The sequence below is a fragment of the Chrysiogenes arsenatis DSM 11915 genome, assembly GCF_000469585.1.
In the GTDB taxonomy this organism is placed as follows: Bacteria; Chrysiogenota; Chrysiogenetes; order Chrysiogenales; family Chrysiogenaceae; genus Chrysiogenes; species Chrysiogenes arsenatis.
The window spans coordinates 142,501-162,988 of record NZ_AWNK01000005.1; the positions used below are offsets into that span (position 1 = coordinate 142,501).

The following is a 20,488-nucleotide window of genomic DNA, read 5'->3' on the forward strand; positions in this document are numbered from 1 at the left end:
TCGTTCAATCGACGCATTTCGGCCTGCGACCTGATCCTTTCGTTTTTATGCGAATGCATATTCCCGATTCAGCCTGGACCGAACCTCCTACTCGTAGGGCAGGCTCTCTCAGAAAGATTTTATTTTGTCATTTTCTACACTTGGCCTTTCGGCCCCGATTCTTCGTGCCGTAACCCAGCAAGGGTACACGACACCAACTCCTATTCAGCTTCAAGCTATTCCCGCTATCATTCAAGGCCGCGACATTCGTGCCGCCGCTCAGACGGGGACAGGGAAGACTGCAGGATTTACGCTCCCTATCCTTGAACACTTACTAAAAAATCCGACGCAAGGTCGCCGCTATCCGCGCGTCCTTATCATGACTCCAACCCGCGAACTTGCGGCACAAGTTGAAGAAAGCGTTCGTACGTACGGACAATGCGTCCAGAACCGTACGGCAGTGATTTTTGGCGGCGTTGGCATTGGCCCACAGATTACAACACTGCGCCAAGGGGTTGACATTGTTGTCGCCACACCAGGACGGTTACTTGATCACATTAACCAAAAGACCATCGATATTTCTAAAATTGAAATTCTGGTTCTTGACGAAGCAGATCGCATGCTTGACATGGGCTTTATCAATGATATTCGTCGTATCATTGGCATCCTTCCCAAACAGCGGCAGAGTCTCCTCTTTTCTGCAACGTTTACACCAGAAATTACTCGCCTCGCAGAAACACTTCTCAATGACCCCGTGCATATTGAAGTCGCTAAGCGCAACACCGCTGCAGAGAATGTGCAACAAGTCGTTCACTTCGTTGATCGCGAACGCAAACGTGAACTTCTGTCGAAAATAATCAAAGAGAACAACTGGAAACAGGTATTAGTTTTCACACGTACCAAGCACGGCGCCAATCGCCTAGCCGACCAACTTTCTAAAGATGGAATCGGCGCAGATGCCATTCATGGCAACAAAAGCCAAAATGCGCGCACAAAAGCACTGAGCGACTTCAAAAAAGGGGCAGTTCGTGTATTGGTCGCTACCGATATCGCGGCTCGTGGCCTTGATATTGATGAGCTGCCACAAGTAGTCAACTTTGAGCTTCCGAATGTTCCCGAAGATTACGTTCACCGCATTGGCCGCACTGGCCGTGCTGGTAACAACGGTGGCGCTTGCTCATTGGTCTGCATTGATGAACACGATCTACTAAAAGGGATTGAGCGGATGCTAAAAACGGAAATTCGCAAGATTTCCGTTGAGGGCTTCACCCCCGACCCCTCTATTACCGCCGAACCGATCCAGAATGGACGCGGCAGTAAAGGGAAAACCACAGCGTCACGCGCTCCACGAAACTCAACCCAGCAGCCGGCAGCGCCAAGTAAAGGTCGCAGCAGAACATCGACTCACACTGCGGCGAAAGCAACGGCCTTCCCGAAAGCCGCTCCACTGAGTCGTGGTGGCGAAGAGACCAACGAACGCACTTCACGTTCAACGCCAGCGAAAAGACACTCCATGGTCAACGTGGGGAACGCGCGCGCTGAGCGCCCTAAAAACCGCACGCACGACTACCGTAGTAGCGAGTGGCGGTCATAAGGGCTTTTATTACACGCCCCGCAACTTTACCCTTTGCTCAATCGAGCAAAGGGTTTATTTGTTTTCAAAGTGGAGAACCCCACCCCGTGCACTGACAATCACCTCGCCAGCGTGCGGCTCAGCGGCCAAGCGAAGGTCACCAATTCCGAAGGTCACGTCATGGGCAACTGACATTTCCACATGAATACTTAACGGCGGCGATTCGCCCGAAAGCCGCTCTATCTGTTGTTGAATTTTTTTCCGGTTGTTTTGCAGCACCGTATACATTGAAAATATTTTTTTAATTTTTGCTCGTTCCGCAGGCGATTGCACAACACCTTCTTTTTGCTGACGCGAATAGCCGGCCATTGCAGCACCAATTTTATTTATATTCTGCTGCAACGAATCAAGTTCGCGCTCGTATTCTTTTTTCGCTTCCTGATTGAGTTTTTCCTGAAAGTCAATGCAGGCAATCGCTGTTGGCAAATGGTATTGCGATCCAGCTTGAACCACTTTGATATTCTGGCCAGCCACCACCGTCGCTCCGGCTACTCGCCCTTTAACCGTTAATGTTCCGGTACAAACAATCGTCGCAAAGGCGAGTACGTCCCCACCCACTTCAACATTCCCGACACAATACAATTCAGACTCTGCCTGAGCAAACCCTTCGATAAACACATCACCTTCGAGACGCAAAAACCCGTGCTGTTTTTCGAGGATTTCTATTTCATACCCCCGATTTGACTGCCGCACCGGACATACGGCACCATCATCTATGGCAATTTTATGACTAAAGCCAGATGAACGGAGATAGTCGATCACTCGCTCCGTCAGCGGTACATTGCGCGAAAGAAAAATTGTTTGCCCCTTATACACGTCCTTCGCGAGCTTCATACCAGGAACGAGAAGGCTAAGCGGTATCAGCTTCACCGTTGACTACCCCCACTATCCGTTTCGTTTCTGGGTCAAGTGAAAAGACCACATTCGCTAAATCACTCCCAATGACCCGACTTTGACCATAGAGATTAATAATCGTGTCGCGCACCAACGCACTCACGCGAATTTTCCCTTGCTTTTGCTCCAAAAAGGTAAGCGTTTTCTTGCGCAACGTATGAATGTGCAAATCTTCCATCTCCGCCGCTTTTCGTGTTTCGCTATAGTGCGGATCATTCTCCATCGCTACCAGAAATTCCTCTTTCGAAACATGCGGATGCCGATTGTAAAACTCCGATTCAATAGCACGGCACCGCCGCTTCACTATTTCGTTGTCAAACCGAGCGGCCGCTAATGCCACGTTATACATGTTGATGGTGCGATGCGTAAACACATGCGGCATGATAATCAACGTTGAAGGATTCCCCGTACTCGGCTGAATTATTTCAATTTGAATCAAATTCGATGCACGGACAAAACATGCTTTCAGGTTATCAATTACCGCCGCAGCACACGTAATTTCGCACTGAAAGGCCGTTGATATAGCCACCAAATTTCCCGCCACAATTGTTGTATATTCAGCGATTGTGGCCGTAAAATTGTTCATCACGAACACTTGCCCATGGCACACACCACTGACACTCACATTCTTCCCATGAATAACGGCGCCCGCTTCAACATCTCCCTGAATATCAACATCACCTGTTGTCTCTACCGTAAAACCACCGCGAATACTCCCCTTAACCGTAACACTTCCAACCGAACGGATATTTCCTGTTTCAATACCGACATCTTGCTCTACCGTCAGCGCTATTTCTACCGAGAGAGTACCTTTCTTCGATTGAAGCCACCCCTTGCGCTTCGCTCGATACAGCGTGCTCTTTTGCCCCGGCTCAACCGCCACCGATCGCCCATCTGGAAAAAGCGGCGCTACTTCAACTCCATGTTCCGCAGGAATTTCTTCTCCAAAAATGGTTACTCCAGATTCACCTTTCGTCGGATGAATAACTTCGAGTAAGAGAGTTCCCGCCTCGACAATTTGCACATAACCGCGCTCTTTGTAATCAATTTTCCCACTTCTGTGCTCCTCGCCAACCTTCAAATTGACATCAACATGAAAAACAACCTGCCCGTCGATTCCATTTTGTGGTGGAATACCCGCAGCGATCGTTTCGTGAAAAGGTGTTGTCCACAGACGGCTTTCTGCCAACTCCTGAAGGGTATCAAGCGTTTCATGCCAAATAAAACGCTCTTGCACACCGAGTTCTTTTAAGCGCGTCATAACGGTATCACGCAATGCCGACACCGGTGCCAGCTCCAAGATGGCCGGTGAGACTTCAATCGTCGCGCGCAAATTATCTTCAGCGCAGTGCAGAATGAGTGTTTCCAAAAGGTTACCCCAATATCATTAGTAGAGAAATAGTACCAGACTTCACGGTAAACGAGAAGGCGTATCGCGTACCATCATGTTGTTGATTTCTTGCGCCACCGCCTGCGAGGCGTTACCACGGTCAAGCTGCAAACGGAGCGCCAACAATTCATCACGTATCCATTGATGAAGCAACGGATCGCACAGCTCTCGCAAACGTCCACAGATAGTCGCTGCCTGACACTTGTCCTGCAAATACTCCGGCACAACTTCACGCCCGGCAATAATATTTGGCAAACTCACGAATGGTAGCTTTACAATACGACGACCAATCATCCATGTGAGCGGATTCACCTTATACACCACCACATGCGGTATGCCCAACACCGCCATTTCAAGCGATGCCGTTCCACTTGCGACAACTGCCGCCCAAGCAAAACGGCACATCTCACTGACCGGGCGCAACTCAAGCCGCACATTATCCGGCAATGTATAACGCTCAAAAAATGACATCCCGAGTGATAAGGCAACCGGGACAACACACTGCTTATCAGGAATATTACGCGCCACATCAAGCAAAATAGGGAAGAGACGTTCAACTTCACTGCGGCGGCTCCCAGGCAATAAGGCAATCAAATTTGGATCAGGCGTTTCGGCAGGCGAGTAAGTATTGCTCACTAAAGGATTCCCGACATAGTGCACCTTATCCGCTTGGTAATACTGTTCTTCGAACGGGAATATTGTGCAGATTCTGTCGGAAAAGCGCGATATATCTGCAGCTCTTCCAACTTTCCACGCCCATACTTTCGGAGGGATGTAGTAAAAAACCTTTACCGCTGGAAATTCGGTTTTCACTTGCCGCATCAAGCGCATGTTAAACCCTGGATAATCGACCAATAACAGTATATCTGGCGGATTATTGCGCATAGACTCAAGCGCGGTCACATAAACCTTTCGGATCGTTCGATACTGACACAGTACCTCCCAAAGCCCCATCACACTGAGCGATTCAACCTGTGCAACTTCGCCTACTCCAGCAGTAGCGTGACGTAGATGTGGCCCATAAATACCTCGCACATCCCATTCAGGTAGCAAGTGGCGCACCACATTTGCCGCATGGAAATCTCCGCTCAATTCGCCACAACTGATAAAAATTGATGGCCTTCTTGTACTTTTCATGCCGTCCCCCATCCACCCTCTTCGGTGACAAAGAAATCATCTGTCGGCGGACGTCCCTCGATATGTATAATGAGATATTCGCATTGCCGACGGCGGGTAAAATCATACGCTTGAAAGCGGTTCGCCCGAAATCCGCGCGGCACCGTTAAAATTTCGATATAGGTTGCCAGATACCCTTTTTGCAGTGCTTCGCCAACTAACTCAACCAAAGATTCACTTTCCGGGGTTGGGTCGATATCCTCAAGATTCTGATGACGTGTACAGTGAAATATCCCTTCAAAATGCGTGTTCGTGTAGAGAAAAATACCGTTTTCTTCGACTATCGCAATAGGATCCGACTGACTTTCAATGCCACGCCACAATATTCGATGGTAGTAGAATTCCCGTATCGTTTCGGGGAATGCTCCAGTTGCCTGCCCAAGCGCCTTGGCCAGTAGGGCTTCACGAATGCGATGCTTCTTTACTTGGCGCACGACTTTTTGTGTCAGCATTTCCAAGTTACTCAATGCTTCTTCCTTCACCCCATGAGCCTCGTCTGAAGCAACCTGCGCAAGGCGTTTCGCCACCAGCTGAATCCTGCGACTCCGATGTTCAATGACGGGATACAAGAGCGCCAACAGAATAACCATACCAAACGATGATGTAGCTGCAAGAATCCAATTCAGTTGATCCATAGTTAAAAACAGCCGCTGAACTTCCATCTCACCAAGCCGTTGCAAATGCCGGACCTGATCAATAATAGATTTACGATGCTGCACCCAAAATTCACTACTCGGCGGGGGGAGCACGCCACCATCCAGCGGGTTCAACTCATCATACCACTCTGCCAGCTCATACCCTGTAGCCTCAAGGAGTTTTTGGTAGGCTGGAAGCAAATGAAACGTGTCGCCACTACTGGCAACTTGCTGCGCTATACCGTCAAGCTGTTGCCGTATGCTCCGCAGAATGACGGTCGCCTCGCTTGGCCGCTGCTCCAGCTCATCGTAAAGCGCAATCAGGTCGAGCATTTCTCGTGCCAAAACCGAGGAATGCCGTAAAGACGCCTGATATTCCTGTGAAGCATGTTCCAACGATGTACGCCCGATAATGAAAACAAGAAGCGATAAAGAAAGAAAAATAAAAACCCCGACATTACGCAACAAGAGGTAATGACCCAACGTTGCTAAAAGAGATTTTCTTTCCACTTGCGAACCCCCTATGCAAAAAAGGCTGACTCTACTACAATAAGGCATTCGTAACACAGGATGGAATTTATATGCAAAAATATCGCTGTTCGAAATGCCGTCTCCTCCATTTTGGGGACACACCCCCCTTAGTTTGCCCCCTGTGCACCGCTCCAGAAAGTGCTTTTACCGAAGATACCGAAGCAAGCCGGTCGCTCGATGAATACGCCGCACTACAGGTTCGTGGCGACTCATGGGAAGCAACACATCTTGGTCATTACGCCCTGCAATGCGAAACACTTGGCATCCCGCACCTCTCGCCGCCCTTGCTCGCCATGGCGCAAGACGAGCTTCGTCACGCTACGGGCTTTGCACGATGGAGTGGAGCCGCAGCAACACGTGACGAACTTCTCGACTCGTTTAAAACCTTACTTGAAGGGAAAAAGGGAAGTCGCAAACTCAAACTCGAAGGAGCTTCGCTTGCCTACGCCGAAGGAAACGTTCCCCTCGCGGCATGGTTTCGCGTATGTGCGGAGGATGAAGAGCGGCATATTCGCACCTTAGAATGGGCGCTGCGCCAATTCCAGAAATTTGCGTAACACCTCGCCACGCCACATCAATACGCAAAAAGGGTACCGATATCGGTACCCTTTTTTATATACACTCTTAATGCCCATAGCTGCCGCATACGTTATGCGCTTTTCGTCGACTTCCCGCTGAGTGGTGTCACGTGCGCCTTCTCTTCGCCACGAATCACCGCAGCGGTAATGCGACACTGACGACGCGCCGCTTCCATACTCGGTATTTCGTACATAATGTCAAGCATGACATCTTCGAGAATACTGCGCAAACCACGCGCTCCTGTTTTGCGTTTAAGTGCCTCTTCCGCAATCGCTTCACAGGCGTCATCATCAAAAACCAACTCGGTATCGTCAATCCCCAGCATATACTGATATTGCTTAATCAGCGCATTTTTTGGTTCTTTCAGAATCCGCACTAACGCATCACTTCCCAGCTCACCAAGAGCCGTGATGACGGGTAGGCGGCCGACCAACTCAGGAATAATCCCAAATTTTATCAAATCTTCTGGATGAACGCGTGCCATCAGTTCATCTTTTTGCAGGCCACGGTTTTCACTCAAAGTCTGCCCAAAGCCGAGGGTCTTTTTGCCCATCCGACGTCCAATTACCTGATCAAGACTTTCAAACGCTCCACCGCAAATAAAGAGGATATTCGAGGTGTCGATCTGGATAAATTCCTGATTCGGATGCTTTCGCCCACCCTTTGGCGGAACGTTCGCAATGGTACCCTCGACGATTTTCAGAAGCGCCTGCTGAACGCCTTCGCCAGAAACGTCGCGCGTAATCGAAACATTTTCACTTTTCCGCGATACCTTATCGATTTCATCAATATAGATAATACCACGTTGCGCGCGATCAACGTCATAGTCACAGCTTTGCAATAACTTCAGTAAAATGTTTTCGACATCTTCGCCAACATAGCCCGCTTCAGTTAACGTCGTAGCGTCAGCAATCGCAAACGGCACGTTCAAAGTGCGCGCCATAGTTTGCGCTAAAAGCGTTTTGCCGCTCCCTGTGGGGCCAATCAGCAAAATATTGGACTTACTCAGTTCTACAGGTTCTTCACCCGCCGATGTCCGCGTATCTCCTTTATATATCCGCTTATAATGGTTATAGACGGCAACACTCAATACTTTTTTTGCCGCTTCTTGACCGATAACATATTCATCGAGCGCTGCTTTTATTTCAGCAGGCTTCGGCAGCGTCGCAACAATGTCTTGTGCATCCGCCCCAGGAGCATTCAGCTCATTGAGAATATCTTCATCTTCCGACATGACTTCATTGCACAAGTCAATACACTCGTCGCAAATAAAGATACCAGGTTTCCCTTCAATAAGCCGCGCGACTTTATCGTACGCTTTGCCGCAAAAAGAGCAGCATGGCTTTTCGGGCGATTTGCGTCTCGTCATGTAACCACTCCACGCGAAGCGATTACCTCGTCGATCAAGCCATACGCCACCGCTTGTTTGCCATCCATAAAGAAATCGCGGTCGGTATCGCGGAATAACTGTTCAACATCACGACTGGTATGTTTGGCCAATAACTCATTCAGCATCTGTTTCATACGCAGGATTTCACGCGCCTGAATTTCGATATCAGTCGCCTGCCCCTGCGCTCCGCCCAGCGGTTGGTGAATCATAATACGGGCGTGAGGCAACGCAAATCGCTTCCCCTTTTCCCCCGCAGCCAGTAACACGGCACCCATACTGGCCGCCTGACCAACACAAATAGTAGAAATTTTCGGTCGGACGTACTGCATAGTGTCATAGATGGCCATTCCTGCCGTCACAACTCCACCTGGAGAATTGACGTAAAGATAGATATCTTTCTCAGGATCCTCTGCTTCTAAAAAGAGCAATTGAGCAATGATAGCATTGGCAACCTGATCATCGATCGGCGTCCCGAGAAAAATAATGCGATCTTTTAATAACCGCGAATAAATGTCATACGAACGCTCGCCCCGAGAAGTCTGTTCAATAACAATTGGGATCAATGGCATAGTTTCCTCTGCTGTTGTGGCTGTTCTCTGTTTGTTACAAGCCAGGTACTTTCCGCAAAACAATTAGCTTTGTGGTTGCAGTTCCGCTGACTCATCGTCTTCAACTATTTTTTCGACAACCGTCGAGTTATCTATGATGAACGTCATCACTTTACGCTCAATCAGGGTCGCTTTCATGGCCTCTTCCATTTCAGGATTCATCCGCCCTTTCAGGTCTTCGAGCGACATACCGGCCAACCCAGCCTGACGGACAAGTTCTGCATCCATCTCTTCTGCGCTTGGTTCGATTTTTTCGACTTCCGCAATTTTGTGCAGCAACACGCTTGTACGCACTTGGCGCTCGGCAATTTCATGATACATCGGCGCAAGGGTGTCGATCTGGCGACGGATTGCGTCCTGATCAAAATTCTGCCGGCCTGACATATAGCGCTGAATCATGTTATAGGCAATTTGGCGCGCTTGCGAGTCGATCATCGACTGTGGCACATCAAATGGATTCTTTTCAATAAGGTTGTCGGCTACCATGCGCTCCAACTTGCTCTGCGTCTGCTCTTCAAGGTGCGACGCAAGCACGCCACGCATGTGCGTGCGGTAGCTCTCAACCGTTACTCCCTCTTGATCCGGCAAAAGCGTTTGCGCCAGCTCATCGGTAAGCTCGGGAGCTACTTTCTCCTGCACTTCGTGAACCGTGACTTCAAACTCTGCGGCTTTGCCTTTCAGCCCTTCAGCATGATAGGTTTCAGGGAACGTGACATGAACCACTTTAGCGTCGCCAGCCTTTAAACCCTCAAGCTGTGGTTCAAATCCGGGAATGAATTGGCCAGAGCCAATCTCCAAGGCATAACGCTCTGCTGTTCCACCGTCAAAGTATTCACCGTCGATCTTACCAGCGAAATCCATCACAACATGATCGCCAGTGCGCGCTTCACGATCGACAACCTGAAGCTCAGAGCGCTCTTGCAAAATATGACCAATTGATTCGGCAACATCCGCATCAGTGAGCGGCTTTACTTCGCGCACAAGATCAAAACCACGATAGAGTTCAAGATCTACTTCAGGAAATACGTCAACCACGTACGTGAACTGCAAATCCCCCCCCTCAGCCGACTGAAGGCCGGTAATAGTCGGGCGAGAGACATAGTTTATCGACTCTGACTCAAGCGAACTGCCAATGGCACTATCCATAAGTTTATGCGAAGCATTTTCAAACGCTGTCCCGCCATAATTTTTACGAACAGCCGATAGTGGCGCTTTCCCCGGTCTAAACCCTTTAATTTTAGCATTCAGCGCAAGCTTTTTGAGTTCCTTCTGTACCGCTTCCTCTACCACCGCCTCAGGAAACGTTATGGTTACCTCTTTAGCTGACTTTTCGATGCCTTTAACTTCGATCTTCATTGCCACCTCTGCATATTTTAAAAAAATCTAATACGCTCAACAAACACAGGACGATACAATAATTTCAGGCAAAAAAAAATAGNACTGAAGTGTTCCGTCTTTCATTGCTCGACAATGGAGCGGGAAACGGGACTCGAACCCGCGACCCCAACCTTGGCAAGGTTGTGCTCTACCAACTGAGCTATTCCCGCAGATGGTACGAGAGAGGGGAGTCGAACCCCTACGCCGAAGGCGCTAGATCCTAAGTCTAGTGCGTCTGCCAGTTCCGCCACTCTCGCACACCGGAGAGAGCTTGTACGTTACTTACTGGAGCTTGTCAACCCATGATTCGCAAAAATACAACCCGAAATCCGAATTGGATTGCCCCGTAAAAACCATACGCAAAGTAAGCATCATGAAAATGATGGGTTATACTTTAAACCGTCTGAGCATTTCGAGTAAATTATTTGATTTCTCGGCCAAGGAAACCGAGACATTCGTGATCCCTTCACCAGCATTTTTATTTTCCAAAGAGAGTTGAAACATCTCCTGCATGACCTCAATCAAGTCTTTGGTCTTTTTCGCGATGAAGGTGCTTTTGCGCACCAATTCAGAAGATGAGTTGACAGTGCCTGCTAGTTTTTCCTGCGTTATCGAAGCCTGACTCATAATCCCCTGCGAATCATCCGCCACTTGACGAATATCCGTAGCAATTTTTGCGACCTCATGATGCAACCCATCAATACTGCCGGTGATCGTTGTGATTATCGCGCGAATCTCTCCCAGTGAATTCTGTGTCCGCTCAGCTAAAACGCGTACTTCATCCGCAACGACCGCAAACCCTTTCCCAGCTTCGCCCGCACGTGCCGCTTCAATCGAAGCATTCAGAGCTAACAAGTTCGTCTGATCAGCAACCCCAGAAATAATCCCAAGGACGTTTTCGATTTTCACCGCTTCATGACTCAGCGATTCCATTTTTATCGCCATCTCCTGCTGCGCTTCACTATCCGTTATAATTTTTTCATTCAATTTCGCTAAATCGGCAATAAAACATCCCAGAACGCGGTTGCTTTCCTCCAAAACGACTGTTGACGTAACGGCCAACTCCTCCGTCAAGTCCAGATTTTCACCTACCTCACGTGTTAAGACATTCGATTTGTCGACAAGATCAAACTGCTGTGAGATATTGGCGTTGAGCGATTCTGCCGTCGCCATTAACTCCTCACTGGCAGTTGCCGCTTCATAGGATCCCTCAATAGCCTCCGTCACGATATACTGAGTTTTATCAAGGAAAACATTCATCGAGCGATTCGCGTCAGCTATCTCATTCCTAGCATCCGCCTCAAAGCGCTTCGTCAAATCACCTTCACCCTCTGAAAGCTCATCAAAAGCATATTTCATCTCGCGTAAAGGACCACCAATCATCCGCGAAAGAACAAAGCCAAGCACAACCGCCAAAGCAACACCTGCCAGCGAAGCGACCATTGTCAACCATTCCGCGCGAGTCCCTTCCGCGAGGCCTTCCGATACTTCCACGGAGGTCAACTGCTGGTTCTCGTGCACTATCGTTTCCAGCAATTCAAAGGCCTCGCTTTGCTTCGCCACTGTGGTCACCATCGCCTGATGCTCCATAGCGCGGTAAAACTTCTCTGCTTTCTCTGCCTCTTCTATCAGCCGACCAAAGTATTGAAACGTACGGTTCGCAGCAGGGCTGACAATCCCCGTATAGTGCGTTTCCGCTTCAGCAAGACGGCCAGCTTCTACCAACTCTTTCACCCGCGCGACACCTGCATGAAACGAGTCATGCGTTGTTTTCATCTCCGCAAGTAATTGCGTTATGACAGTGTTTGTAGTCGAAAACGTTCCCAACCAACGGCCAAAATTACAACCGGTCGGGTTTGTCCCCCCTTCAAACTGGCGTCCAGTGCGCAGCATCACATTGACATTTTCCATCACAGCATAGTGATCACCACGAAACCGCTCCAAATTGGCACGAAGCGACATTGGGTCAAAAATTCCAATCTGTTCCAATTCTTTGGCCATCCTGAAAAATTCACGATACTCTTTTTCAAAACTCCCCCACACAGCAAGAAATCGCTGCCATTGGGCTCGCTCGGCATCGGTCACATCTAACGCCTCATATTCTTGTTTCGCTTCGGCGTAGTGCTTTTCTGCCATCATGAGTGCATTAAACTGACTCTTACGCTCGGCATCGCTCAAATTCGGGTTCAGTAATGTGCGCTGTACGGATCGAATTCGTTCCGCACTGCATTGTATATCTCCCAAGGCGTGTACGCTCGGCAACCGGAGCTGCCCAACATCGACAAGACTGGATTGCAGCTTCAATACGCTACTCCAACCAATGTAACCGACAAACAGCGTAATCGCCGCAACAAGGCAAAACCCAACCGTCAGTTTCGTCGCAATCGTCACATTTTTCATTACCCCTCCTCAAAAGTGGTCTTTCCCTTACAACAGCGCTACCTGCGGGTCAGGATCATACACGAATAAAAAAGGGGAATAAAGCGTTTGCTCTATTCCCCGATGCCTTCATACTACTTTAACGAGCAAATTCTACCGCTCGCGTCTCTCGAATAACCGTTACCTTGATCTGACCGGGATAGGTCAGTTCAGATTCGATCTTCTTCGCAATATCACGCGACAAATTATACATTTGCGCATCGCTGATGGCCTCACTCTTCACTGCTATGCGAATCTCGCGACCAGCCTGAATGGCAAAGCTCCGCTCAACCCCCTCAAAGGAGTGAGCGATTTCTTCCAATTTCTCCAAGCGCTTCAGGTAGTTTTCAAGCACTTCACGACGCGCCCCAGGACGCGCAGCACTGATAGCGTCGGCCGCTTGCACCAGCATCGCCTCAACGCTTTCCATTTCCATCTCGCCGTGGTGCGCGCCAATACCGTTGAGTACCGCAGGTTTTTCGCCATACTTTTTCGCCAATTCATAGCCAATGATGGCGTGCGATCCTTCAACCTCGTGGTCAACGGCTTTCCCGATATCGTGCAATAATCCTGCCCGTTTAGCGACTTGCACATTCACGCCAAGCTCTGCGGCAAGGATACCGCAAATATTCGCCACCTCTATCGAGTGGTGGTAAATATTTTGACCGTACGACGTGCGGTACTTCAGCCTACCGATCAATTTGATAATCTCAGGGTGAACACTGTTTACACCGAGGTCATAGACGGCATTTTCCCCATATTCTTTAATTTGCTTATCAACTTCCTTGCGCGTTTTTTCGACCACTTCTTCAATGCGCGCCGGGTGAATCCGTCCATCACCAATCAATTTTTCCAGACTCAAGCGAGCCACTTCGCGCCGCACAGGATCATAACCGGAAAGGATAACCGCTTCGGGAGTATCGTCGATAATAAGATCAATACCCGTGGCATTTTCCAATGCACGAATGTTGCGCCCTTCGCGTCCGATAATACGCCCCTTCATCTCATCATTCGGCAAATCGACAACGCTCACAGTCATTTCTGATACCGTTTCACTGCTCAAACGACAGATAGCCGTCGCGATCAAACGTTTCGCTTTACGATCAGCGTTTTCAACGGCTTCGTCTTCGATGGCTTTCGCCAGCTTTGCCGAATCAAGGCGAGCTTCTTCGAGCATCTGCTCCATAAGGAGTTGTTTGGCGGTTTCACCGTTCAGGCCACTGATACGCTCAAGCTCTTGCTGCTGACGTTCAATAAGGCGACCAATTTCTTTCTCTTTTTCTACCAAAAGACCTTCGCGCTGCTGCACTTGGCGCTCTTTTTCCTGAAGCTTTTCATCCTTCGCATCAAGTACCTCGATTTTTTTATCAAGGTTCCCTTCTTTGCTCAAAAGACGATTTTCTATTTGATTGAGCTCTTTTTTTCTTTCTTGAGCCTCTTTTTCGACTTCCTGACGCGCACGAAGCATCAGATCCTTCGATTCTACTTCAGCATCACGTTTCAGTGCTGCCGCCTCCTGCTTGGCTCTATGTACGAGGTCTTCGGCTGTCCCCTTTGCCTCACCCAGATTTTTCGCACTCACATTTTTGTGATATACATAACCGGCAAAAGCGCCCGGTAGTAGTCCTACGAGCACAAAGATAATAGCGCTCATGTCCATGTAGTTCCTCCAATAATTTCGGTTTCCGTCATAATCATATCCATCGGCACATCCCAAGAATCGCTGGGCATCTCGTCCAGCACATAACGATTTAATGTTAATCCAATTTTCAGCGGCATAGAGTGGCACAACTCCCGAAAATATCGATCATAGTACCCTTTTCCCATTCCAAGCCGGTTCCCCATCCGATCAAATGCCAATCCAGGCACAAACACCACATCAGGCTTGTCACACCGCTGCATATCGGCCGCTGGCACAAGAGTCCCATAGGCTCCGATACACAAACGCGTAAGCGAAGTGACAATAGCAAAATTCATATGAGAAGGAGAAGATACGTGTGGGAGTAACAATGTGCGTCCAAGCTTTTGGATGGCTTGATTAAAAGACACCGTTGATACTTCACCATGAAGAGATGAATAACTCGCAATTCGAAAGAAATCTGACCGATCTACAAGAAACCTGAGGGCACGATCAACAACCTGGCACGAAAGAGAGGCAAGCTCAGCGGGAGCAACTTCTGCTCTTCGCTGCCGAAAATATCGGCGAAGCTCTTTTTTTCTTACACCAGCATCGTCATCCATACAAAAAAACCCCCGCAATTGCCGTGTGAGAAATGTATTTGAACCTGGGTAACCAGGTCGGGACGCCAGTGCTGGACTTTAGGCTTCCTCCGAAGAGGCATGCTCACCGCCCTCAGGCTGACATCCCAGTCGCAAAGCGTTGGCTCAAAGACACTATTCATCACTAACAATGCAGGGGAGATGGTTAACTCAAATTCCCGTCAATCACTTTGAGTATATCGAGGGTTTTTTTGCGGGTATACGATTCACTCTCTTGTGCTTCTTGTTTTATGCGAAAAAGCTCATCGGCTATATTCAGCGCCACAAGGACAGCTATTTTTTCTGCCGAGGTATGGGATGCTACTTTCTCCCGTACCTGATTGAACTTATCATCAACGAACCGAGCTACCTTTTCCATACGGTAGGGATCGTCGCCCCCTCTTAAGGTGTAACTCTGACCATTAATGACTATTTGCAAGGAAAACTCTCCACAAGCAGCTTGCGCTTACCACACCCTCAGGAGTATTGCCCCCCAAAGGTCCCTCCCTCAAGTTCTCGAATTGAAGTTACTTCAACATCTTTGAGCACGTCCAGAATCGAATCGACTCTGTTCTTATAGGTAGCGATTTCGGCGTGTAACTCCTCAACCTTTACCTGGTACTCCTGCTGTAGACGGACAACCTCTTCTCTCAGATGGCGGATAGTTTCTTCATTTTCCATAACCGCCATTTCAAGGTCATCAATTTTACACTCGAGCTCGCTGTTAATCTTACTCAATTCGTTGCGCCCACTTACGAGCGACTGTACCTTATCTCCGAGTAAGTCAAAATGGCTCAAATCCATAGCAGTTTCCCCCTTCTTGTCCAATGTTATATAGCACGAACAGGGCAATCCCTGTCAACTGGTTTTCCTGAACCTCGCCGGCAGCGTGTGGCTCAAACATAAACGTGTGACTCGATGTTAACGAAGTACCGCCCCGGTCGCTTTAGTGACGGCCTGAATAATCTGCTGAATCGCTGGATCAATAAGGCTATCGCTGAGCGTCTGCTCAGCACTCCGGAAAACGAAACGGAAGGCCAACGACCGCCTACCGCCCTCAAGCTTATCGTACGCATCAAAAAGACGTACCGACTGCAACCATGGAATATCTACGGTTGCAATTGCGCGCTGAATATCCAGTGCGCTCACCTGCCGCTCAGTAACAAACGCTAAATCGCGCCAGACAGAGGGGTAACGATTGACTGGTATAAACCCAAAAGAACGCGCCCGGATCGCATCAAAAACCAGAGTGAGGTCTAACTCAAACAGCAGGATTTTCCCAGTGAGGTCAAACGGTTCCAGCAAAGCTGGGTGTAATTCACCGATCCACCCTGCCGCCTCACCGTTGACAGCGATTGTCGCTGCAACCCCTGGATGAAGCCAAGACTGACTACCACTTTCAAACTGAAGTGGAACGCCAAGCGCTTCGGCAATCGCTTCAAGTTCGCCTTTCAGATCAAAAAAATCGAGCGTACGCTCTCCATCGCCGTACCACTGTTTTGCCAACTTACCTGACAGCAAGCCACTCATAATCATACGACTTTCAGGGATTTCATCTTTCCCATGCGCCCCATCATTTACCACCGATCCATATTCGGCAAAGCGGTAATTATCGAACCCCAAATGCAGATTAGCGACAAGGTTGCGCAGTAAACTCGGCGCATGCGATGTTCGCATAACCGAAAGCTCATCAGAAAGAGGATTCAGGAGTTGCACCCGTTCCGCTTTGCCCAGAAAGGCGTCGAGAAAACGCGGTGCGGTGAACGAGTAATTGATTACTTCCGTATACCCCAGCGCAGCGGCGGTAGTTTTCAGCATATGCAGCAGAGCCTGATTGCTGTTTTGCGGTGCTGCGGCTACAACTTCAGGCAAGATGGCAGGAATATTCCCGAACCCATATACCCGTGCAATTTCCTCAATCAAGTCAATCTCACGGTGCACATCACCAGCCCCCGATGGAACACTGACCACAAGCACATCCGCAGCTCGGCTGACACGCATACCAAGGCGTTGTAAAATATCACCTATCGTCGTATCAGGAATCACCGTGCCAAGTATCTTTGCGACCCGCTCAAGACGCAGGTGAATTGTTCGCGGCATCGCCACCGTCAGATATTGGTCAACCGCGCCACGACAAACCGTGCCGCCGCCCAACTCGGCCATCATTTGCGCGGCTAAATCGATCGCATACGCACACCCATTCGGATCAACACCCCGTTCAAAACGGTGGCTTGACTCACTATGCAGCGCCAGGCGCTTGGCCGTGCGGCGAATGCGCTGCCCATCGAACGAGGCCGCTTCGATCAAAATATCAGTACTCTGTGCGTCAACCGCCGTACTCGCGCCTCCCATCACACCAGCTAGGGCAATGGGACTTGCACCATCCGTAATAACAATATCTTCACAGTGCAGCGAACGCTCCGCATCATCAAGCGTTTGTAAAGTTTCGCCATCGAATGCACGGCGCACGCGAATCGTCTTCGCGCCAAGTTTTTTCCAGTCAAACGCATGCAGTGGATGGCCAAAACCCATCATGATGTAATTGGTAACATCAACAATATTATTGATAGGGCGAATACCACAAACCGTTAAACGATTTTGCAACCACTGTGGCGATGGCGCCACGGTAATCCCACGCACGATGCGTGCCATATAACGCGGGCAATCCTCGGGATTATCGATCGCTACCGCAACCTGCGCCGCCGTTTCTTCGGCCTCCTCGTTGAGCTGAACACGCGGAACCATCACCGCACCACCAGTAATAACCGCCACCTCGCGCGCCACACCAACATGCGACAGGCAATCCGAACGATTCGGTGTGAGGCCAATTTCAATCGCGGTATCACGCAGACCAAGATACTCCACAATAGAAACGCCAAGTGGCGCATCACTCGGCAGAATATACAGCCCAGCTGATTTTTCCTCTAGCCCAAGCTCTGCCTTGGCACAAAGCATCCCTTGCGAATCAACACCGCGCAGCTGCGCTGCTTTGATTTCCAATCCGCCGGGGAGCACAGCACCAATCATTGCGACGGGAACCTTGTCTCCTTGCTGCATATTAGTCGCCCCACACACAATCGTGAGCGGCGCACCTGATTCATCCGTCACCACGCGACAGACCGTTAATTTACTCGCGTTGGGATGCAGCTCCATAGCGGTTATCTGCCCAACAACAACGTGGGAAAACGCCCCATAGGCGTGAATCGCATCCACTTCCAACCCTTGCAACGTAATGCGGTCGGCAATATCCTGCACTGAAAGTTCCAGCGGAGTGAACTCCCGCAGCCAGTTATAGCTCACTATCATATTCGCGGCACTCCTAGCGATACTGAGCTAGGAAGCTCAGGTCATTTTCAAAGAAAAGGCGCAGGTCATTGATACCGTATTTTAACATCGTTATCCGCTCAACGCCCATACCAAAAGCGAACCCCTGATACACTTCAGGGTCGTACTCAACCGAGCCAAAGACATTTGGATCGACCATCCCGCACCCCAAAATTTCCAGCCAACCCGTCATTTTGCACACGCGGCATCCTTTGCCACGACACATGACACATTCGATATCAACTTCGGCACTCGGTTCCGTAAACGGAAAAAACGAAGGGCGAAAACGGACGGCCGTTTTTGCACCAAACATCGCCTGACAGAAATATTCCAAAACCCCTTTGAGCTCAGCAAAGGTAGTTTTTTTATCAATTAATAACCCTTCAACCTGATGAAACATCGGCGTATGGGTAATGTCGCTATCACAGCGATACACTTTTCCCGGAGCAATAATCCGCACTGGCGGACGCTGTTGCAACATCGTCCGTACCTGCACTGGCGAAGTGTGCGTGCGCAGCAAAATATCTTCAGATATATAAAAAGTATCTTGCATATCGCGCGACGGGTGATTGCGGGGAATGTTTAATGCTTCAAAGTTGTAAAAATCTTTCTCGATCTCCGGCCCTTCGGCAACGGTGAATCCCAGCGAGCCAAAAACATCAACAATTTCTTGCATCACGCGCGAAAGCGGGTGGATGCTTCCTGTTTGTGCTGGGCGACGCCCGGGGAGGGTTACATCCAGCCGTTCACCTTCCAGCCGCGTCAGCAGTTCAGCCTGCTTTAACGCCTCTCCACGCTGCTCTATGGCCAGTGCTAACGCATCGCGCACCTGATTTGCCACCTCGCCAATGCGCGGACGTTCGGCAGGCGGAACATCTTTCATGCCACCTAATACTTCCGTAATAGGACTTTTCTTTCCTAAGTATCGCACTTTAAGTTCGCCAAGCTCACGGGTATCGGCCACGACAGCAACCGCGTGTAATGCTTCATCCCGTATTTGACCAAGTCGTTCGTGTATCACATATACCGCCTTGAACTGATCGTATTCATCACTCAAAAAAACAAAAAGCCTTGGCTTTCCTATTCCGGAAAGCCAGAGGCCTTTTGCTCAACTACACACCACCATATTCGATCGCTTCTACCAGAGATATTTATCCCAGAGAGCCTTTAGCTTGCATAACAACTGCCTCAAACGCCTGCGGGTCACGCACGGCAAGGTCAGCCAATACTTTGCGATCCATCTCTATGCCGGCCTGCTTGAGCCCGAACATAAAGCGGCTATAGCTCAAACCGTGAAGGCGAGCAGCTGCATTTATCCGGATGATCCAGAGTTTACGGAAATCACGCTTACGGACACGACGGTCGCGGAACGCATAGTTCAACGCGCGTGTGAGCGTGTTGTTCGCCATTTTGAAAAGATTTTTACGGGCTCCGCGAAAACCTTTTGTTTGTTTAATTACTTTTTTGTGACGATTTTTGGTGGTAAAGCCACCTTTGACTCGAGCCATATCTCTCTCCTTATTTTAAGCGTACGGAATCATGCGAATTACGTTGGCAACATCGGCCTTATCGACCAGTGCACCACCACGTAGTTGACGCTTGCGCTTCGGAGCTTTTTTGGTGAGGATATGGCGCATATTCGCGCTATTGCACTTAACTTTTCCGGTACCGGTAAGCGAAAAACGTTTCGCTGCCGCCCGTTTTGTCTTCAATTTAGTCTTGGACATAGGATCTCCTATTTGTTTTTTACCGGTGCAATCATCATAGACATATTCCGACCTTCAAGCTTCGGTGGTGCTTCTATCACACCGCTGCCCGCCACATCAGCCGCAAACTTATCAAGAATGTTCCGCCCTATTTCGGTATGCGCCATTTCACGGCCGCGATACATAATAGTAACCTTTACCTTCGCCTCATCGGCAAGAAAATTGAGTGCATGCTTGAGTTTAAACGCATAATCATGCTCTTCGATTTTCGGGCGAAGTTTTACTTCTTTAATGACAATTTGCTTCTGGTTTTTCTTGGCTTCTTTTTGCTTTTTAGTCTGAATGTAAGCGTACTTACCGTAGTCCATAATCTTACAAACCGGCGGTTNGGCGGCCGGGGCTACTTCGACAAGATCTAATCCCCTGTTTCGCGCCGCTTCAATCGCTTCTCGAGCACTCATGATACCAAGTTGTTCGCCGTCATCGCCAACAACCCGCACTTCGGGGCAATTGATGTCCTCGTTGAGTCTCACTTTTGGGGTCTTGGGCCCCTTCATGTCCTTGTTGATAATGTGTCATCCTCCTGGTG

At 49.3% G+C, this 20,488-nt stretch carries 19 protein-coding genes, 2 tRNA genes and 1 other RNA gene; 2 read left to right on the forward strand and 20 right to left on the reverse strand.

The window, feature by feature from the left end; genetic code table 11:
- The first annotated feature begins 124 nt into the window (after positions 1-124).
- On the forward strand, positions 125-1,573 hold the full coding sequence (locus tag P304_RS13750; protein WP_084417502.1) for a DEAD/DEAH box helicase: 1,449 nt from the start codon (positions 125-127) through the stop codon (positions 1,571-1,573).
- Positions 1,574-1,627: 54 nt separating this feature from the next.
- On the opposite strand, the gene P304_RS0102990 is transcribed toward P304_RS13750, so the two are convergent.
- From P304_RS0102990 to P304_RS0103005, 4 genes are read right to left on the reverse strand one after another with little or no spacing between them, the layout of a single operon-like run.
- Complete coding sequence (locus P304_RS0102990) at positions 1,628-2,446, reverse strand: FapA family protein (RefSeq protein WP_027389327.1); 819 nt, start codon at positions 2,444-2,446, stop codon at positions 1,628-1,630.
- A 16-nt stretch (positions 2,447-2,462) separates the two neighbouring features.
- Positions 2,463-3,875, reverse strand: a complete 1,413-nt coding sequence (locus P304_RS0102995) for a FapA family protein (protein WP_027389328.1) — start codon at positions 3,873-3,875, stop codon at positions 2,463-2,465.
- 42 nt (positions 3,876-3,917) lie between these two features.
- On the reverse strand, positions 3,918-5,033 hold the full coding sequence (gene lpxB, locus P304_RS0103000; protein WP_027389329.1) for a lipid-A-disaccharide synthase: 1,116 nt from the start codon (positions 5,031-5,033) through the stop codon (positions 3,918-3,920).
- Entirely contained in the window at positions 5,030-6,217 is a 1,188-nt protein-coding gene (locus P304_RS0103005; protein ID WP_027389330.1) for a hypothetical protein, read from the reverse strand. The genes lpxB and P304_RS0103005 overlap by 4 nt, the downstream gene beginning before the upstream one ends.
- Before the next feature lie 71 nt (positions 6,218-6,288).
- Between P304_RS0103005 and P304_RS0103010 the strand changes: the two genes are divergently transcribed.
- A complete protein-coding gene (locus P304_RS0103010) occupies positions 6,289-6,795 on the forward strand; it encodes a rubredoxin-like domain-containing protein (RefSeq protein ID WP_027389331.1) in 507 nt (168 codons plus the stop codon).
- Positions 6,796-6,887: 92 nt separating this feature from the next.
- Here P304_RS0103010 and clpX read toward each other — a convergent pair whose 3' ends face one another.
- The 16 genes from clpX to infC all read right to left on the reverse strand — a co-directional run bounded on the left by clpX (position 6,888) and on the right by infC (position 20,456).
- The gene (gene clpX / locus P304_RS0103015) at positions 6,888-8,186 is read right to left on the reverse strand and encodes an ATP-dependent protease ATP-binding subunit ClpX (protein WP_027389332.1); all 1,299 of its coding nucleotides are present in this window, start codon (positions 8,184-8,186) and stop codon (positions 6,888-6,890) included.
- Positions 8,183-8,821, reverse strand: a complete 639-nt coding sequence (gene clpP / locus P304_RS0103020; protein WP_269077599.1) for an ATP-dependent Clp endopeptidase proteolytic subunit ClpP — start codon at positions 8,819-8,821, stop codon at positions 8,183-8,185. The genes clpX and clpP overlap by 4 nt, the downstream gene beginning before the upstream one ends.
- An 18-nt stretch (positions 8,822-8,839) precedes the next feature.
- Positions 8,840-10,171, reverse strand: coding sequence for a trigger factor (tig, locus tag P304_RS0103025; RefSeq protein ID WP_027389334.1), 1,332 nt, complete (start codon positions 10,169-10,171; stop codon positions 8,840-8,842).
- Between the two features lie 115 nt (positions 10,172-10,286).
- A tRNA-Gly gene (locus P304_RS0103030) sits at positions 10,287-10,362 on the reverse strand.
- A 3-nt stretch (positions 10,363-10,365) separates the two neighbouring features.
- Positions 10,366-10,449, reverse strand: a tRNA-Leu gene (locus P304_RS0103035).
- A gap of 130 nt (positions 10,450-10,579) precedes the next feature.
- On the reverse strand, positions 10,580-12,592 hold the full coding sequence (locus P304_RS0103040; protein ID WP_027389335.1) for a methyl-accepting chemotaxis protein: 2,013 nt from the start codon (positions 12,590-12,592) through the stop codon (positions 10,580-10,582).
- Between the two features lie 118 nt (positions 12,593-12,710).
- Entirely contained in the window at positions 12,711-14,270 is a 1,560-nt protein-coding gene (gene rny, locus P304_RS0103045; RefSeq protein WP_027389336.1) for a ribonuclease Y, read from the reverse strand.
- Complete coding sequence (locus P304_RS15945) at positions 14,261-14,851, reverse strand: 5-formyltetrahydrofolate cyclo-ligase (protein WP_051321355.1); 591 nt, start codon at positions 14,849-14,851, stop codon at positions 14,261-14,263. Before P304_RS15945 ends, rny begins: the two co-directional genes overlap by 10 nt.
- 5 nt (positions 14,852-14,856) lie before the next feature.
- Positions 14,857-15,032, reverse strand: a non-coding RNA gene (ssrS, locus tag P304_RS16540) — 6S RNA.
- A 3-nt stretch (positions 15,033-15,035) separates the two neighbouring features.
- Positions 15,036-15,308 carry a cell division protein ZapA gene (locus tag P304_RS13760; protein ID WP_084417504.1) on the reverse strand — a complete coding sequence of 91 codons (273 nt, stop codon included), beginning with the start codon at positions 15,306-15,308 and terminating at the stop codon, positions 15,036-15,038.
- 38 nt (positions 15,309-15,346) lie between these two features.
- Positions 15,347-15,673, reverse strand: a complete 327-nt coding sequence (locus P304_RS0103060; protein WP_027389337.1) for a hypothetical protein — start codon at positions 15,671-15,673, stop codon at positions 15,347-15,349.
- Positions 15,674-15,790: 117 nt separating this feature from the next.
- Complete coding sequence (gene pheT, locus P304_RS0103065) at positions 15,791-18,175, reverse strand: phenylalanine--tRNA ligase subunit beta (protein ID WP_027389338.1); 2,385 nt, start codon at positions 18,173-18,175, stop codon at positions 15,791-15,793.
- Between the two features lie 13 nt (positions 18,176-18,188).
- Entirely contained in the window at positions 18,189-19,211 is a 1,023-nt protein-coding gene (gene pheS, locus P304_RS0103070; RefSeq protein WP_027389339.1) for a phenylalanine--tRNA ligase subunit alpha, read from the reverse strand.
- Positions 19,212-19,344: 133 nt separating this feature from the next.
- Positions 19,345-19,701, reverse strand: coding sequence for a 50S ribosomal protein L20 (gene rplT / locus P304_RS0103075; protein ID WP_027389340.1), 357 nt, complete (start codon positions 19,699-19,701; stop codon positions 19,345-19,347).
- A gap of 15 nt (positions 19,702-19,716) precedes the next feature.
- Positions 19,717-19,920, reverse strand: a complete 204-nt coding sequence (gene rpmI, locus P304_RS0103080; protein WP_027389341.1) for a 50S ribosomal protein L35 — start codon at positions 19,918-19,920, stop codon at positions 19,717-19,719.
- A gap of 8 nt (positions 19,921-19,928) precedes the next feature.
- The gene (infC, locus tag P304_RS0103085) at positions 19,929-20,456 is read right to left on the reverse strand and encodes a translation initiation factor IF-3 (protein WP_034763887.1); all 528 of its coding nucleotides are present in this window, start codon (positions 20,454-20,456) and stop codon (positions 19,929-19,931) included.
- Between the last annotated feature and the right edge of the window lie 32 nt (positions 20,457-20,488).

What these genes read in the sequence shown, in the direction of transcription:
- lpxB (WP_027389329.1), bottom strand. Translation starts at nt 5,033, where the DNA reads ATGAAAAGTACAAGAAGGCCATCAATTTTTATCAGTTGTGGCGAATTG.
- rpmI (WP_027389341.1), bottom strand. Translation starts at nt 19,920, where the DNA reads ATGTCCAAGACTAAATTGAAGACAAAACGGGCGGCAGCGAAACGTTTT.
- P304_RS0102990 (WP_027389327.1), bottom strand. Translation starts at nt 2,446, where the DNA reads ATGAAGCTCGCGAAGGACGTGTATAAGGGGCAAACAATTTTTCTTTCG.
- P304_RS0103060 (WP_027389337.1), bottom strand. Translation starts at nt 15,673, where the DNA reads ATGGATTTGAGCCATTTTGACTTACTCGGAGATAAGGTACAGTCGCTC.
- pheT (WP_027389338.1), bottom strand. Translation starts at nt 18,175, where the DNA reads ATGATAGTGAGCTATAACTGGCTGCGGGAGTTCACTCCGCTGGAACTT.
- P304_RS0103010 (WP_027389331.1), top strand. Translation starts at nt 6,289, where the DNA reads ATGCAAAAATATCGCTGTTCGAAATGCCGTCTCCTCCATTTTGGGGAC.
- rplT (WP_027389340.1), bottom strand. Translation starts at nt 19,701, where the DNA reads ATGGCTCGAGTCAAAGGTGGCTTTACCACCAAAAATCGTCACAAAAAA.
- clpX (WP_027389332.1), bottom strand. Translation starts at nt 8,186, where the DNA reads ATGACGAGACGCAAATCGCCCGAAAAGCCATGCTGCTCTTTTTGCGGC.
- tig (WP_027389334.1), bottom strand. Translation starts at nt 10,171, where the DNA reads ATGAAGATCGAAGTTAAAGGCATCGAAAAGTCAGCTAAAGAGGTAACC.
- P304_RS15945 (WP_051321355.1), bottom strand. Translation starts at nt 14,851, where the DNA reads ATGGATGACGATGCTGGTGTAAGAAAAAAAGAGCTTCGCCGATATTTT.
- rny (WP_027389336.1), bottom strand. Translation starts at nt 14,270, where the DNA reads ATGGACATGAGCGCTATTATCTTTGTGCTCGTAGGACTACTACCGGGC.
- P304_RS0103040 (WP_027389335.1), bottom strand. Translation starts at nt 12,592, where the DNA reads ATGAAAAATGTGACGATTGCGACGAAACTGACGGTTGGGTTTTGCCTT.